The following is a 14,356-nucleotide window of genomic DNA, read 5'->3' on the forward strand; positions in this document are numbered from 1 at the left end:
ATGCTGATTAACAACCTACCCTTGAAGTGATTGGTGATCGGTAATCGGAACCATGAAACGTTCTATTTCCTCACCATCCAACCCCCTCTCCCTTCAAGGGTAAATTTTGAGCGATTGGTCGGCTGGGAGCGTTCCCTCACCCCCCAGCCCCCTCTCCCACTGGACGCGGACGAGGGGGAGCACCCGTTTTCACCATAAATCATGCAAAAACCACAGGGTTAAAGCCCCTCGCCCGCGCCACGGGAGAGGGGTTGGGGTGAGGGGATCTCAACTTTATTTGATCAGCTGCAAATCTTTATCCCGCAAGCCAACCAAGGCCATATCCCCAGCTGCATTAACTCGAAACTCAGCATACTTGCCAGCATTAAAACGCTCGCCCGTACCTTCCTCAAAGAAAAACGATTCGCCTGCAATCTGCACATCATAGCCATTCGAGCGATATTTAAGCCGCTGTTGGTTGGCAGCTAAGGGTTGCTCACCATATTTAAAATGGCTGAATCTGCCAATGTTCTGCTCATCAAGCGTAATCACCAAGATGCCACGCGGCGAAAACGCTTGATCATACGAGCGGGGAAATGTTTCGTAATTCAAGCGCATATAATCGCCTTGCAACAACGAACGTGGATCAACAGGCGCTAATTCGAGATAGACGACTCGCCCTGTGCTCGCTAATTCTTCGCGTTGCACAACGCTATAATTGACCAAACCGAGACATGCAACCAAGCTGAGAATAATTAATCCAATCCGAATACTCATAATGCTTCCTTTTGATTTAATTTGAGCACCACAGCGCGAATTGCCAATAACGTTAAGCCACTAGCAAATAAGATGATGGATTTGTAAAGCAACGAGATATTAAGGTTGTAATAATACAAGCTCAATGCACTAATCAATACCAAGCAGCCAAACCCAAACATCACCCAATAACCGCGCCAATAGCTGAGCACCAGGATCAATAAAGCAATAATGATTGCTGGCGTGTTGAAGCCAATGAAGGTTATAAACAACAAACCAATGCCGATAGATCCACGTTCAATTGGGTTTAATCGATAGGCAAATTCATTAATAATCATCCAGATGCTGATGCCTAAGCAGATGATACCCACCAGCGCTGGCAGCATGAAAAAGTTGCTGCGTAGCGCGAGATCATCCCAATCAACATTGGTAAAGATGCTTGATGCACCCATAAACAGCAATATGCCATAGCCTATTGGCGCAGCACTTGGCCACAGCTCATCAGCATGAATTTTTGGGTCGAGCCATAGAAAGCCCGCAAACATGATAATTAAGCAACTCAACAGCAAATAGATATAATTGAAATTTTCGCTCCAACCGCTAAGATCTCCAACAATTACATGGATGGCGCTGATAATTGCCAACGTCGAAATCAAGCGTTGAATGAAATCGCGTTGTACTGCAAACAGAACGATTTCGAGCACGATTACGCCAAGCGCCGAGCCAATGTATGACCCATCAAGCATCACTACCCAGCCAATAATTGCCAAACTTTGGCCTGCAATGCTGGTTGCGAGCGCAAATTGATGAACGAACGTTGATGAACTTTTGACGCGATGGAGGCCAACCGCGACTGTACACAGAATCAAGCCGACAATTAACGCCCCAACTTCATTAATGATGATGCGGGTAATCACTAAAAAGCCAATAAACAGTAAGGCTGCGAACCATGCACCAATGCCAGCAAAAATTCGCATATACCACGGATATTCGCTTGGCGGTTGGGCGGCGGGCACAAAGCTTGGTGGCTCAAGCGCAAGGTCGGCAAATAATTGGCGAATGCTATAACGTGCTGTGCTCATGCCTGGCCTCCTTGCAGTTGCTGCCGTTGGCGCACCCAAATAATTGAGCCGATTGTTTGCCCCAGAATGATCATGCCTACGATTAAGAAACTGATTGCAAAATCATCGGAGAGCCATTCGATCAGCCAGCGATCAACAAAAAACCAGACTGTGCCAATACTAGCCAGGGCGAGTAGCCCATCAAACTTAATAAAATAGTGATAGGCACTCATTGCAGCTATTACCACAACTGCCAAAATATAGGGCAAAAGCAAGCTGTTGCTTGGTTCGTTTCCATAGCGCCAGAAAAGGAGTTCGCTAAAGTTGAGGCTGATCAGCAGTGTAACCCAGAGTAAGCCTAGCCCAAGCACCCGATGAAACCAATTCGTTTGCAGCCAAGCAAGCTTGCGTTGGCGCAAAAATTCAACCACGGCAAAACTTAATCCATTGAAGCTGAGTAATGGCAATAGCTCGTTAAAGTCGCGATAGCTGCCCGTTTGCTCGTAGTAAAGCAGAATTGTGGTGTTCCACAGTCCCCACCAGAGCAGCCACAACGGGGCAAAATTACCAGCAATTGCAAAGCCAGTGATAACCAAGGCCCAATTCAAAAACAGGGTGTACGCATCGGCTCCCGTTTGATATATTTGGCCAAACAGCGCCATCAGTGCGCCAACCAAACAAGCGCTAACGGTCAGCAAAATTTTGCCTTCGATACGCTCAAGCCCATACCACAAGGCAGCAACCGTGCTGATCAGCAAGCCGCCTTGCACTAAACCAAGTTTGACAAAGCGATGCATCGTTTGCCAATTAAAGGCAAAGAAGAAAAAGACACCGCAGACGGCCAAGCCCGCCCCAAGTACCAACAACATCAGATTCAAAAATTTGACCCAGGCTTGAGCATTGGGCGTAAAGCCACTCAGCTGTAAGGCTCGTTGCCGCAGCGAACGATCGATAATGCCTTGATTGACGTAATGTTGAATTGATTCACGGGTAGGGGCTTGATCCAGCGGATCAGGAAGTTCAAGCATACAATCCTTTCTTTCTATCACTCTACCGAGGTGTTCAGCATATTCTAGGCCCACAGAGCTACTATCGAATGTAACCAAAGATACAGTTGTGGGATGATTTGGGTGCTAAAAAGTTTGACTAAAATATATTTAGTAGTTTATAGTAAGAGCTTACAAATGGAATGAATATGGCCTAATTACGCTATTCTGGAGGATTAAATGACGTTTGGTACATTTAAGTTAAAGCCAAAGCCAGAGCATTTAGAGGGTGTTTTGAAGGTTCTTGTTCAAAAAGATTTTGCAAGCCCACACATTATTGCGAGAGAAAGTAATTTATCACTTACCGCCGTAAAATGCGCATTAGCCCAATTAGAACAGGAAGATCGATTAATTATTAAACATCAATTGATTAGTCCAAAATTACAAGTGGCTTTAAAAGATAAATCTAGTGATATAGTTATCTCTGATACGTCAGATTCTGAATAAGCATGGTTTACTCTTGAAAAGAGGAATGTTTTGAACTATCAACGCAGTTTTGAAGATTTAGAGTTCAATGCTATTAAATGGTGGCCTCAGGAATTATCTGCTACTGTTGCAGAAGCTAGTGTACTACCTATATTGATCTCATCACAGGATTTATTTATTAGTGCTCTGAAGTTGTCAGGAAATCATCCAGAGCAAATATTTGATGTTATTAATGCTGCAAAAATACCCATTAATCTATTTTTAAAACACCTTGTTGTTTTAGCTGATTATGGCGGCGAAATGATTAAACGTCTAGGTAAAGAATTTCAAGAAATTTTTCCTCAAGATGATTCTACTTTAGAATATTATATGAATTATACCTTCAAAGGGGAGCAATATACCTATACATTTAAAAATCTTCCAATTAAAGGTCTTGATAATTCAAAACTAGCGATTGATGGAAAAGCAATTGTTGAAAGGAAATCTTTATCAAATTTATATTACGATATGATTATGATTTTACTCTATGGCTCGACAACAGAACAATTCAATTTAGCAGGTTTAGAAAAATGCGAAATTGGTACTATTTTAGGTAAAAATGAGATTATTGATACATATATTACACAAAAATATTTATACGTTAGTAGAATAACTAATGGAGCTAATACAAATTCTCTTGGTCAAATCGCACAAACATATGTTTGTAGTATTTTGTCTAAATATCTACCTGAAGAATACATCATTACACGTAATGGTAAAATTCTATTAAGTGATTTGGATAATCAAGATCCTGCTAAAACCTCTTTTGATATTTTAGTAGAGTTAGCGGATAAAAAAGTAGGAATAGAAGTTAGTTTTCAGGTAACGACAAACAGTACAATTGAACGAAAAGCAGGTCAAGCACGCGATCGACAAAATCGTATGCATGCTCAAAACTATTGGATTGCCTATGTTATCGATGGAGCTGGTAATTTTGAACGATCAGCGGCAGTTCGAACTATTTGCCGTTATAGTGATTGTACTGTAGCTTACTCAGAAGGCGAAATAGCAGTGCTGGCAAAATTTATTCAAGAGAAATTCAATGCTTAAGTTTATCGATTTATTCGCTGGTATTGGTGGAATGCGGCTTGGCTTTGAGCAAGCAATGCAAGAATTAGGGATTGATAGTCAATGTGTTTTAGCTTCAGAAATTGATAAACATGCTCAAACTACCTATGTTATGAATTTTGACGAACAACCTGAAGGTGATATAGCCCAAATTCAAGATTTTCCAAGGTTTGATTTTTTATTAGCAGGCTTTCCTTGTCAGCCATTTTCTTATGCAGGTAAGCAAAAAGGTTTTGGCGACACGCGTGGCACGCTTTTCTTTGAGATTGAGCGAATATTAAAAGCCTATAGACCTAAAGGCTTTTTGCTAGAGAATGTGCGTGGATTGACAACTCACGATAAAGGAAGAACTTTTAAAACTATTTTACAAAAACTGCATGAATTAAATTATGGTGTAACCTATTTGATTTTGAATAGCTCGAATTTTCAAGTTCCTCAAAATCGGTTACGCGTATATATTGTTGGAATTGATCAAGATCAGCCAACATTGACGATTAATTCTCATATTGGAGCTACTGATTCACATAAGTTTAAAAAATTATCGACCCAAGCTAATTTCTTTGAAACAAAGAAAATAATGCTAGTAAAAGATATTTTAGAAGATAATCCAAGTAATAAATATGACTGTTCTACTGATTTTATTACTAAATTATTGAATATTATTGATTCTCCATCAGATTTGAATGGAAAGAGATTGATTGATTATCGTAATGGTAACTCTATTCATTCTTGGGAACTTGGAATTAAAGGCGAATGTACATCAGAAGAAATTGAATTTATGAATGCATTGATTGCAAATCGCAGAAAGAAACACTTTGGTAGTGATCAGGATGGTAAAAAATTAACAATTGAGCAAATTAAAACTTTTTTTGATCACGAGAATCTTGAAAAAATTATACAATCGCTCATAATTAAGCGCTATTTGCAAGAGGTTAATGGTCGTTTTAACCCAGTAGCAGGAAATATGTCGTTTGAGGTTTTTAAGTTCTTAGATCCCGATAGTGTTTCTATTACGTTGGTTAGTAGTGATGCGCATAAAATAGGCGTTGTGCATAAGAATCGTATTCGTCGGATCACCCCTCGCGAATGTGCTCGTTTACAAGGGTTTCCTGATTCCTTTAAACTTCACCCCAAAGATAGCCTAGCCTATCGACAATTCGGTAACTCCGTATCGGTTCCTGTAGTCAAGTCTGTCATCCTTGATCTATTTAGATCTGCTAATTTATCTACATTTTTTAGAACGTAAGAACATCATAGCCTCATAACCGTTATCATCACTCTTATGTGATTTAGTATTTGAAGCTCTTGATATAGACGAAAGATACTATATCAGGAGCTATTAAGCGCGTTGATTATTGGCTTGCCATGGGCTATGATGTGATTACCTCTCCGTGTACACCAGCACTTGCCATTTTACAGGAGCACCCGCATGTCGAAGATTCTTTCAATCCACTCGTTTCGGGGTGGCACGGGTAAATCAAACACAACTGCTAATCTCGCTAGCCTGATTGCCGCTACTGGCCGACGGGTTGGCGTTATCGATACCGACATCATGTCGCCTGGCATTCACGTGCTCTTTGGTATGGACGATGCCAGCATGAAATATTCGCTCAACGATTATTTGTGGGGCAAATGCGAAATCAAGCAAGCAGCCTACGATGTGAGTTCCAAGGTCAAGGGCTTGACCGCAGGCCAAATTTTTCTGATTCCTTCGAGCATTAAGGCTGGTGAGATTGCCCGCGTGCTGCGCGAAGGCTACGATGTAGGCTTGCTCAACGATGGCTTTCATCGCTTGGTCGAGGAGCTGAAGCTTGATGTGTTGTTGATCGATACTCACCCAGGCTTAAATGAAGAAACCTTGCTCTCAATTGCGATCTCCGATGCGTTGATTATTATTTTGCGCCCAGACTCGCAAGATTATCAAGGGACTGGGGTGACGGTTGATGTGGCGCATAAGTTGGATGTGCCGCAGCTCTTTTTATTGGTCAATAAAGTGCCAACCTCGTTCAATTTTGCCGAAGTCAAGGCCCGAGTCGAAAAAACCTACAACGCCGAGGTTGCCGCCGTCTTGCCACACTCCGATGAGATGATGACACTGGCAAGCTCTGGCATTTTTGTGCTGCAATATCCCGATCATCCATTAAGCCAATCGTTACGCGCGGTCGCCAATCGCTTAGTCTAATTGTGAAATGATGGCGAGGCATCCATGCCCAAGATTATTTCGATCCATTCGTTTCGCCCAGGCACTGGTAAATCGCAATTAACTGCCAATATTGCGACGATCTTGGCGGCAGCTGGTCAGCGGGTCGCAATTATTGATAGTGATGTTAGCTCGCCCTCGATTCAAGCGATTTTTGGCGTGGCTGACAGTGCAATGACCCATAGCCTGAATGATTTTCTCTGGGGCAAGTGTGGCATCGAAGCAACAGCCGTTGAGCTTAACTCGAGCATTCGCCATCCGCTGAAAGGCCAGCTGTATCTCGTGCCATTTGCCACCCGCAACAGCACAATCGATTATGATATTCGCTTGCTTAGCGATAGTTTCGAGCTGTTGATTAATACCTTGGGCTTGGATGTGTTATTGATTGATACCCAGCCGGGCGTGCAATTTGCCGCCTTGCCTTCGATTGCTTTTTCCGATATTCAGCTGCTTGTGTTGCAATTGCGTGAGCAAGATCTGCAAGGCACTGGCGTGGTAATCGATATTTCCGAGCAGCTTGGGATTGACGAGATGGTGCTGGTTGTCAACCAAATTTCTGAGCATTATAATTTGCGCGAAGTCCAGCAAAAAATCGAACAAATTTATCAACGCCCAGTCTTGGCAGCCTTGCCCTACGCCGAATTGTTGGCTGAATATCAGCCAGCAACCGATACCAATGCCCATATTTTTGTTGTCGACCATCCCGACCATCCTATCTCCCTACTGTTGACTAATGTGGCTGCAACCCTGACCGCTTAATCGCTGCGGACATTGTTGTACTTGCGCAAAGGATGCGAGCTACATGCTAAAACGCTTGGAACAGGGCTTAAAAGTCCAACCGCAAGAATGGCGCTTGCTGCTTGCGCTCATGGGCTTGTTGGCCTTGAATACCTTGGTGCTTGAACTGGCCGACGTGGTGGCCATGGCGGGCTTTATTAGCAGCCTTGGCACCGAACAACTCTTGTGGCTTTGGCCAGTTGGTATGTTGCTGACGATTGTTGCTGCTGGCAGCTATGCGCTGATTGTTGATCGAACTGAGCGGGTTAAGCTGATTCAGCGCTTGTTGGCTGGCTTTGGGGCCTGCTATTTGGGGCTGTTGGCGCTATTTTGGTTCAAGGCTCCTGCCTGGCTGCTCTATCCCGCCTTATCGATCCTCAACGAGCAGCAATATGCCATTTTTCCTTTGGCCTTTTGGGCCTTAGCTAATGATATTTATGCCACGTCCGAGGCCAAGCGTTTGTTTCCCTTGCTTGGTGCAGGTGCAACCATCGGCAGCCTTTTGGGCAACGGCCTGGCAGCGCTGATCGCCACTTGGCTGGTTGGCAACGACCAAGATAATACGAGCTTGGTTTTGGGCTTATGTGCTGGCTTATGCTTTTTGGCGATTGGCTTCGTCTGGCTCATTTTTCATCAATACGAATTGCGCGCACGCCAAAGCAAAAGTGAACGCGAATCGATTCGCGCGACCTTTAATACTGGCTTGGATGTGATTCGCCATGTGCCATTGTTTCGCTTGCTAGCACTGGTGTTATTTACAACTGGCTTGGCCTTGACCGTGATCGAATTTCACTTTTTGCGCAGCATTGACCAAATTGTGGCCGCCGATCCGTTGCGCTTTCAGCAACTATATGGCTTCTATAAATTGGGCTTTGTGCTGGTGCTTTTGCTGTTTCAATGGCTGTTGGCTGGGCGCTTGCTCAGCAAAACCAGCCCCAAACAAGCCTTTATCGCGCTGCCCATCGTTCTGTTGCTGTGCATTCTGGGAGCTTTGGCGCAACCACTGATTGGCGGGTTGGTTGGCCGTTTTGGGGCGCGTTTGGCCCAAACTGGCTGGGACGAACCCTTGCGCAAATCGGTGCAGAGCATTGTTCCCGACGAGCGGCGCGGGCGTGTAAGCGTGTTTCTTGATAGCTATTGTTATTCATTCGCGACAATCGTTGGCTGCGGGGTGATCAGCCTCATTTTGTTGCCAAGCTGGCTTGGTGGGCTAGCCGCTTCGCTGAGCACGCTGCTGTATCTTGGTTTTGCAGTGCTGGCCACGGCTGTTGGCTTGTGGGCCGCTTGGCGCATCCGCCATGTCTACGATAAAAGTCTGCTGAACTGGCGACTGTCGCGCTCTCGTCGAAGGAGCGTCCTCGATGGCATCGAGTTCTGAGGCGCGCTTAGCTCAGTTTGGCGAATTAGAGCCATTGTGGCATAAGTTGCAAGATAGCGTGCGTTGGCCCATGGTTCCGCCGCAAGCCAACCATGATGCGCCCAAGGGCATGCAGCTACGAGCTATTTTGGGGGCTGAAGCCAGCGAGATTGAGCTTGTGCAGGCTCTATTCGCCACAATTTTCCCGCATTTGGCCCATTATGAGCCATTTTTGGCGATGTATGCAGAGCCGTTTTCGCGTAGCCACCCAGCCACGCTCGACCATTTGTGGCTGATCGAGCACAACGGCAAGCCGGTTGGGATGCGTATGTTCAGCTATTTGTATCGGCGCAATTTTGGCCATGGCGCATTTATCGGTATCGATCAGCAAGTGCGCGGTATGGGCATTGGCCGTTGGCTGGTGCAAGCAACCCATCAACAATTGGCGCTCGATGCCTTGTATAGCGGCAATACTGCGATTTGGGGCTATAGCGCTGAAGTCGCGCGGGTTGAGGATGCTCACCATGAAGGTGATCGCCAAGAGCGCGAGGCCCGCTTGCGCTTTCATCTTAATAATGGCGCTGTGCTCCTGCCAGTTGAGTATATCGAGCCGCCAGTGATTAAAAATAGCGATGAGCAGGCAGCGCGCCAATTGACGATTGCGCCGCAACCAATGCACTTAGTGTTTTATCCCAGCCAGCAGCAGCCGTTGAAGCTGACAACAATTCAAGCAATTGTGCAAGCGATTTACCATGATGTCTATTATTTGGATCACGATAATCCTTTTGTGCAGCACGCGCTTGCGTCGTTGCGGTGAGGAATAGCATTCTATGACAGCCGTAGCACCTAAAAGCCGTTTTTTGAGCCTGCGTTGGCGTTTGTTAGCCATTTTTACGCTGTTGTTTTTAAGTGTTTTGACCGGAGTTTTCATCTGGTTTTTGAATTATGCCACCAACAATGCCCAAGCAGAACTTGAAGCCGATTTGATGGCGATTGCCAAAACTGCCGCTGCTGGCATTGATGGTGATGAACATAGCGCGCTGTATACCCAAGGCCAAATCGATGATCCAACCTATCTCAAAATCAATGCCTATTTGCGCGAAGTCAAAACGATCAATCCCAAAGCTTCGGGCATTTATAGCTTTGTACAATTGCCCAACGAGCCAGAACAAGCGCGCTTTGTGGTGAGCGCGGCGATTCCGCCTGGACAAACTCCAACCGCCCGCGAACAGGCCTTGGCCACCGAATCAGGCGCTGGCTGCACAATTCGGCCCGATACGCGCCCGCTGATTAATGCTGCATTTACAGCGGCTGGCGGTTTTACGCCCGATATGGCGCGCGGCTTGCGCGAACCAAGCATCGATCCCAATCCATCGACTGATCAATGGGGCGAATGGATTGCCGGCGCTGCGCCGATTTATAATGCCAAAGGCGAGACGGTTGGCGCGGTTGGCGTTGATATGTGCGTGGCCAAAGTTGCTGCTGTGCGCAATCGAATTAGCCAAACCTTAATTCCCGGCTTTTTAATTGTGACTGCGCTCTTGGCGATTGCGGTCTATTTGATTGCCCACCGCCTAACGCGCCCGATTATTGGCTTAACTGCAGTTGCCACCCAAATTAGCAATGGCGATTATAGCTCGGAAGTTCCCGAAAGTAGCAGTGGCTTGCGCGATGAGGTTGCGACGCTTGCCAGCGTGTTTGCCATGATGGTTGATAAAGTGCGCGAACGCGAAAACAAGTTGCGCCAACAGGTTGCCGAATTGCAAATTATTGTTGATGAGGGCCAGCGCAAGCAGCAAGTTGATGAAATTGTCGATAGCGATTTCTTCCGTAATTTGCAAGAAAAAGCGCGTGAAGCCCGCCAACGTCGCGATCGTCGCCCGCCTGACCAAACGAACTAATTGGAATCAGCGATCACCGTGGAGTGAGTATGGAGCATTCCGACGAAATCCATGCTGGCCTGAGCATCTTGGAGCTTCAGGATTTGAGCTTGGCCGAACGCAGCCTGATTCGGGCAATTTTGCGCCAGCGTGAGGTTGCTGAGCCAAATCTTGGCGAGGCATTAGCTGCATTGCCCGATGTGCAAGCCTTCAGCAGTTTTGAAATTCAGCAGGCACTCACAGCGCTGCTTGAACAGCACTATTTGTTGTTGCTTGCTGGCGAACCACGGCGCTATAAAGTCAATTTGCGCACCAAAGCCAGCAATCTGCCGCGTGCAAACAACCTCGTTTCGCCCAACGATCAGCCTCAAGCTCGACGCAGTATCGACGCGCTTTGGAATGCGCTCGATCAAGCAACAGCCCCGAGCGATCTGCCAAATTTTGACGATCAAGTTTAAGATCCCCTCACCCCAACCCCTCTCCCACGCGGCGGGCGAGGGGCTTTAATATCGTGGTTTTGTCACAATGCATTGGTGAAACACGGCTGCTCCCCCTCGCCCGCATTGAGTGGGAGAGGGGGGCGGGGGGTGCTTTCAAGGGTAGGTTGTTAAGACCCCCTCACCCCAACCCCGCTCCCGTCCAACGAGCGAGGGGCATTTATGCGGTGGTTTTGGCCTGATTCGTTGGTAAAAACGGCTGCTCCCCCTCGCCCGCGTGCAGTGGGAGAGGGGGCTGGGGGGTGAGGGTAAAGCAGCCTAATGGTTTTTTTCTAAAGCTGCTTGGGCCACAAAATGCTCGAGCTTGTAGCTGCCAGCGGCGCTTTGGAAGGTAATTGCAAAGCGGTTCCACATATTGATTGTGCTAATTGCCGTCACCAATTTGACCAATTCGCTTTCGCTAAATGCGCTAAGCAAGCGTTGATAGAATTCGTCGGAAACGTGGTTTTGGGCAATTTGGGTCAGCACTTCGGTTAATTCAAGCGCCAAGCGTTCGCGCTGATTGTAGTAGGGCGTATCGCGCCATGCGTTCAGCCCATAGATGCGTTGCTCGGTTTCGCCAGCGCTGCGGGCATCTTTGGTATGCATATCGAGGCAGTAGCCACAACGATTGATTTGCGAAGCGCGAATTTCAATTAAGTTGACAATCGCTGGCTCTAAGCCGCTGTTGTGCGCAAGGTTACTCAATTTTAATAACGGTTTAAAGGCTTCAGGAACGGTTGCCATATAATCTAAGCGAGCTGTCATTGCTAGAAACCTCACACAAAAGAAATTCGATAGCTCTATTCTAGCAATGGCTGTGGTTCCTACCAGTGCCAATTGTTGATCAGTTAATGGTACCAGTTTGCAGTTGCTGCAAAATCTGGCCAAGCTGCTCAATGCCAGCCCGCATAACTTCGAAGCTAAAGCCTGCATAGCCAAGCAAAATTCCTTGGCGACTGATTGGACGCAACGCAAAATGGTTGACATTCTCGATCATCAGGCCACGTTGCGCCGCTAAACTGCTTACCATTTGGGCATTGATGCCTTCTGGGAGCCATGCCGTGCAATACATTCCCGCAGGCGGTGCATTCACTTCTAAGCCAAGTTCGCTCAGCAATTGCAGCATATATTCGCGGCGTTGAGCATAGAGTTGGCACATCCGATGAATATGGCGGCTGAAATGGCCTGCATTGATAAATTCGGCCAAGGTAGCTTGATTAATCAATGGCGTATGCACATCGGCCAAGCGCCGCAACACCGTGAAGGGCTCGACCAAATTTGGCGGCACAACCAGGTAGCCAATCCGCAAAGCAGGAAACAGCACTTTGCTGAAGGTGCCAACGTACAGCACCCGTTCTGCTTGATCAAGGCTATACAGCGAGGCAATCGGGCGGCCAGCGTAACGATATTCACTATCATAATCATCTTCAAGAATATAGGCTTGCTGCTGGGCGGCCCATTCCAAAAGCTGCAATCTACGGCTGAGGCTCAGCGTGCTGCCAAGCGGAAATTGGTGTGATGGCGTGACATACACCAAGCGAGCGTGCGGGGCGAGCGCCATGCCGCTGGCCACCTGCAAGCCCTCGTGATCAACTGGCACTGGCACGATGCTCGCCCCAGCCCCCAATAAGACCCCGCGCACACCCAAATAACCAGGATCTTCCATCCAAACCTGTTCGCCGCGGTTGAGCAAGCCATGAATGGCTAAATTGAGCGCAGCCTGCGCCCCATTTGTAATCAAAATTTGTTCTGGGCTACATTGCACTTGGCGCGTTAGTGCAATGTGCTTGGCGATGGCCTCGCGTAACGGCGCATAGCCTTTGGCATCTTGATAGCCTAGGCTGGCCTTGCCTAAATGGCGAATTTGTTGATGTTGCAATCGCTGCCATAAGCCGCTCGGGAAATCGGCGATCGCTGGAATACCCGAGCTGAGTGGTTGACCGATTAAGCGCGCGCTGGTTGCGTTGTCGGTCATTTGGGGTGCGTAAATTTGGTCTAAAGCATGGTCAGCTAAACGATGTTGGGTTTGGCTGGGATTTGCTGGGCTATCTGATTGCAGCGTTGGCAGATCAAGCTCAGGCAGATTGCTCGATACAAATGTGCCTTGGCCACTATAGCTTTCGAGATAACCCTCAGCAATTAACTGCTCGTAGGCATTCAGCACGGTATTGCGCGAGAGACTGAGTTGGCTAGCGAGGCTGCGGCTGGAAGGCAATTGCATGCCGCGCTTAAGCTCGCCGTTTAAAATCGCTTGGCGCAAATGTTGATAGAGTTGTTGATAGAGTGGCTGGCTATCGACACTTAACAATAATGGCTTGATCATACTTCACTCCACGCAAGAATCTATTGCTAGTATAGCCAAATGTAGCTCAAATATTCGCTTGTTTTTATGAAATTGCTACTTGACTTTTTGAAGTAAAAGCGTATACTGAAATAGAACATTTGTTTTATTGGCGATGGAGGAACTTGGCCGATGAACGCAACTGAGCAACCAACCGATGACTTTCCGCCTAAGCTAAGCCGACCTGCCTATAGAGCCTTGCTGCATGCTGGCTACACGAGTTTGGCCCAACTGACCCAAGTGACCACTCGTGAGCTTGGCAAGCTGCATGGCATGGGGCCAAAAGGCATCCGCCAATTGCGCGAAGCGTTGGCCGCCAAGGGCCTAACCTTTGCTGATCAAACAAGTGCTCAGGATTGAGTTTGTGTTGAATGTAAGGAGTGACGACGTGAATACTCAAGTCTTTATTAATCTCGCAGTGCAAGACCTCCCCAAATCAATTGAATTTTTCAAAGGCCTCGGCTACGAACAAGATCTGCAGATGAGTGATGAAACTGCTTCCAGCATTGTGATTAGCGATACAATTTATGTGATGCTGCTGACCCATCCCAAGTTCAAAGAATTTATTCCCAAAAATGCTGGGATTAGCGATGCCCGCAGCGCAACCGAAGTGCTGGTTTCGTTGACGATGGACAGCCGCGAAGCCGTCGACAAAATGTATGACAAGGCGCTTTCGCTTGGTGCTACCAGCTTTAGCGAGCCAATTGAAATGGGTGCTATGTACAGCCGCGCCATTCAAGATCTCGATGGCCATATTTGGGAATTCTTCTATATGGACATGAACGCTGCGCCACCTCAATAACGCCTAGCTGTACTGGTACATCAGGTTAACTACCGCCTGATCCCCTCACCCCAACCCCTCTCCCGTCCGACGGGTTTAAGGGCGGACAGGTTGGGGAATGGGTAGTAATTAAGTGTTAGGGGATAGCCGTCCCGAGCCGGCCACC

General features: G+C 47.1%; 16 protein-coding genes. 11 read left to right on the forward strand and 5 right to left on the reverse strand.

Annotated elements, in window-relative coordinates; translation table 11 throughout:
- Positions 1-273: 273 nt before the first annotated feature.
- Genes ACFMKP_RS23715 through ACFMKP_RS23725 form a run of 3 tightly spaced genes read right to left on the reverse strand, consistent with a single transcriptional unit; the run spans position 274 to position 2,824 of the window.
- A complete protein-coding gene (locus ACFMKP_RS23715; protein WP_382296054.1) occupies positions 274-756 on the reverse strand; it encodes a GDYXXLXY domain-containing protein in 483 nt (160 codons plus the stop codon).
- Positions 753-1,817, reverse strand: coding sequence for a DUF4401 domain-containing protein (locus tag ACFMKP_RS23720; protein WP_382296056.1), 1,065 nt, complete (start codon positions 1,815-1,817; stop codon positions 753-755). Before ACFMKP_RS23720 ends, ACFMKP_RS23715 begins: the two co-directional genes overlap by 4 nt.
- Positions 1,814-2,824, reverse strand: coding sequence for a DUF2157 domain-containing protein (locus tag ACFMKP_RS23725; protein ID WP_382296058.1), 1,011 nt, complete (start codon positions 2,822-2,824; stop codon positions 1,814-1,816). Before ACFMKP_RS23725 ends, ACFMKP_RS23720 begins: the two co-directional genes overlap by 4 nt.
- 198 nt (positions 2,825-3,022) lie before the next feature.
- Here ACFMKP_RS23725 and ACFMKP_RS23730 point away from each other — a divergent pair, with 198 nt between their 5' ends.
- From ACFMKP_RS23730 to ACFMKP_RS23770, 9 genes are all read left to right on the forward strand, one after another.
- Positions 3,023-3,289 carry a hypothetical protein gene (locus tag ACFMKP_RS23730; RefSeq protein WP_382296061.1) on the forward strand — a complete coding sequence of 89 codons (267 nt, stop codon included), beginning with the start codon at positions 3,023-3,025 and terminating at the stop codon, positions 3,287-3,289.
- Between the two features lie 30 nt (positions 3,290-3,319).
- Positions 3,320-4,357 carry a restriction endonuclease gene (locus ACFMKP_RS23735; protein WP_382296063.1) on the forward strand — a complete coding sequence of 346 codons (1,038 nt, stop codon included), beginning with the start codon at positions 3,320-3,322 and terminating at the stop codon, positions 4,355-4,357.
- Positions 4,350-5,621 carry a DNA cytosine methyltransferase gene (locus tag ACFMKP_RS23740; protein ID WP_382296066.1) on the forward strand — a complete coding sequence of 424 codons (1,272 nt, stop codon included), beginning with the start codon at positions 4,350-4,352 and terminating at the stop codon, positions 5,619-5,621. Before ACFMKP_RS23735 ends, ACFMKP_RS23740 begins: the two co-directional genes overlap by 8 nt.
- A gap of 183 nt (positions 5,622-5,804) precedes the next feature.
- The gene (locus ACFMKP_RS23745; RefSeq protein WP_382296069.1) at positions 5,805-6,557 is read left to right on the forward strand and encodes a MinD/ParA family protein; all 753 of its coding nucleotides are present in this window, start codon (positions 5,805-5,807) and stop codon (positions 6,555-6,557) included.
- Positions 6,558-6,581: 24 nt separating this feature from the next.
- Positions 6,582-7,334 carry a MinD/ParA family protein gene (locus ACFMKP_RS23750; protein ID WP_382296072.1) on the forward strand — a complete coding sequence of 251 codons (753 nt, stop codon included), beginning with the start codon at positions 6,582-6,584 and terminating at the stop codon, positions 7,332-7,334.
- A 43-nt stretch (positions 7,335-7,377) separates the two neighbouring features.
- The gene (locus tag ACFMKP_RS23755) at positions 7,378-8,730 is read left to right on the forward strand and encodes an MFS transporter (RefSeq protein WP_382296075.1); all 1,353 of its coding nucleotides are present in this window, start codon (positions 7,378-7,380) and stop codon (positions 8,728-8,730) included.
- Positions 8,714-9,526, forward strand: coding sequence for a GNAT family N-acetyltransferase (locus tag ACFMKP_RS23760; RefSeq protein WP_382296078.1), 813 nt, complete (start codon positions 8,714-8,716; stop codon positions 9,524-9,526). The genes ACFMKP_RS23755 and ACFMKP_RS23760 overlap by 17 nt, the downstream gene beginning before the upstream one ends.
- A gap of 13 nt (positions 9,527-9,539) precedes the next feature.
- On the forward strand, positions 9,540-10,610 hold the full coding sequence (locus ACFMKP_RS23765) for a HAMP domain-containing protein (RefSeq protein WP_382296079.1): 1,071 nt from the start codon (positions 9,540-9,542) through the stop codon (positions 10,608-10,610).
- A 29-nt stretch (positions 10,611-10,639) separates the two neighbouring features.
- Entirely contained in the window at positions 10,640-11,047 is a 408-nt protein-coding gene (locus ACFMKP_RS23770; protein WP_382296082.1) for a hypothetical protein, read from the forward strand.
- Positions 11,048-11,344: 297 nt separating this feature from the next.
- Here ACFMKP_RS23770 and ACFMKP_RS23775 read toward each other — a convergent pair whose 3' ends face one another.
- Complete coding sequence (locus ACFMKP_RS23775) at positions 11,345-11,833, reverse strand: carboxymuconolactone decarboxylase family protein (RefSeq protein WP_382296085.1); 489 nt, start codon at positions 11,831-11,833, stop codon at positions 11,345-11,347.
- 79 nt (positions 11,834-11,912) lie between these two features.
- The gene (locus tag ACFMKP_RS23780; RefSeq protein WP_382296088.1) at positions 11,913-13,391 is read right to left on the reverse strand and encodes a PLP-dependent aminotransferase family protein; all 1,479 of its coding nucleotides are present in this window, start codon (positions 13,389-13,391) and stop codon (positions 11,913-11,915) included.
- A gap of 150 nt (positions 13,392-13,541) precedes the next feature.
- Here ACFMKP_RS23780 and ACFMKP_RS23785 point away from each other — a divergent pair, with 150 nt between their 5' ends.
- Both ACFMKP_RS23785 and ACFMKP_RS23790 read left to right on the forward strand, forming a co-directional pair.
- Complete coding sequence (locus tag ACFMKP_RS23785) at positions 13,542-13,769, forward strand: DNA-binding protein (RefSeq protein ID WP_382296090.1); 228 nt, start codon at positions 13,542-13,544, stop codon at positions 13,767-13,769.
- Between the two features lie 28 nt (positions 13,770-13,797).
- Positions 13,798-14,211, forward strand: a complete 414-nt coding sequence (locus ACFMKP_RS23790; RefSeq protein WP_382296093.1) for a VOC family protein — start codon at positions 13,798-13,800, stop codon at positions 14,209-14,211.
- Positions 14,212-14,356: the final 145 nt, after the last annotated feature.

This window comes from Herpetosiphon sp. NSE202 (assembly GCF_042688385.1).
Classification (GTDB): domain Bacteria; phylum Chloroflexota; class Chloroflexia; order Chloroflexales; family Herpetosiphonaceae; genus Herpetosiphon.

What these genes read in the sequence shown, in the direction of transcription:
- ACFMKP_RS23715 (WP_382296054.1), bottom strand. Translation starts at nt 756, where the DNA reads ATGAGTATTCGGATTGGATTAATTATTCTCAGCTTGGTTGCATGTCTC.
- ACFMKP_RS23720 (WP_382296056.1), bottom strand. Translation starts at nt 1,817, where the DNA reads ATGAGCACAGCACGTTATAGCATTCGCCAATTATTTGCCGACCTTGCG.
- ACFMKP_RS23725 (WP_382296058.1), bottom strand. Translation starts at nt 2,824, where the DNA reads ATGCTTGAACTTCCTGATCCGCTGGATCAAGCCCCTACCCGTGAATCA.
- ACFMKP_RS23730 (WP_382296061.1), top strand. Translation starts at nt 3,023, where the DNA reads ATGACGTTTGGTACATTTAAGTTAAAGCCAAAGCCAGAGCATTTAGAG.
- ACFMKP_RS23740 (WP_382296066.1), top strand. Translation starts at nt 4,350, where the DNA reads ATGCTTAAGTTTATCGATTTATTCGCTGGTATTGGTGGAATGCGGCTT.
- ACFMKP_RS23745 (WP_382296069.1), top strand. Translation starts at nt 5,805, where the DNA reads ATGTCGAAGATTCTTTCAATCCACTCGTTTCGGGGTGGCACGGGTAAA.
- ACFMKP_RS23750 (WP_382296072.1), top strand. Translation starts at nt 6,582, where the DNA reads ATGCCCAAGATTATTTCGATCCATTCGTTTCGCCCAGGCACTGGTAAA.
- ACFMKP_RS23755 (WP_382296075.1), top strand. Translation starts at nt 7,378, where the DNA reads ATGCTAAAACGCTTGGAACAGGGCTTAAAAGTCCAACCGCAAGAATGG.
- ACFMKP_RS23760 (WP_382296078.1), top strand. Translation starts at nt 8,714, where the DNA reads ATGGCATCGAGTTCTGAGGCGCGCTTAGCTCAGTTTGGCGAATTAGAG.
- ACFMKP_RS23765 (WP_382296079.1), top strand. Translation starts at nt 9,540, where the DNA reads ATGACAGCCGTAGCACCTAAAAGCCGTTTTTTGAGCCTGCGTTGGCGT.
- ACFMKP_RS23770 (WP_382296082.1), top strand. Translation starts at nt 10,640, where the DNA reads ATGGAGCATTCCGACGAAATCCATGCTGGCCTGAGCATCTTGGAGCTT.
- ACFMKP_RS23775 (WP_382296085.1), bottom strand. Translation starts at nt 11,833, where the DNA reads ATGACAGCTCGCTTAGATTATATGGCAACCGTTCCTGAAGCCTTTAAA.
- ACFMKP_RS23780 (WP_382296088.1), bottom strand. Translation starts at nt 13,391, where the DNA reads ATGATCAAGCCATTATTGTTAAGTGTCGATAGCCAGCCACTCTATCAA.
- ACFMKP_RS23785 (WP_382296090.1), top strand. Translation starts at nt 13,542, where the DNA reads ATGAACGCAACTGAGCAACCAACCGATGACTTTCCGCCTAAGCTAAGC.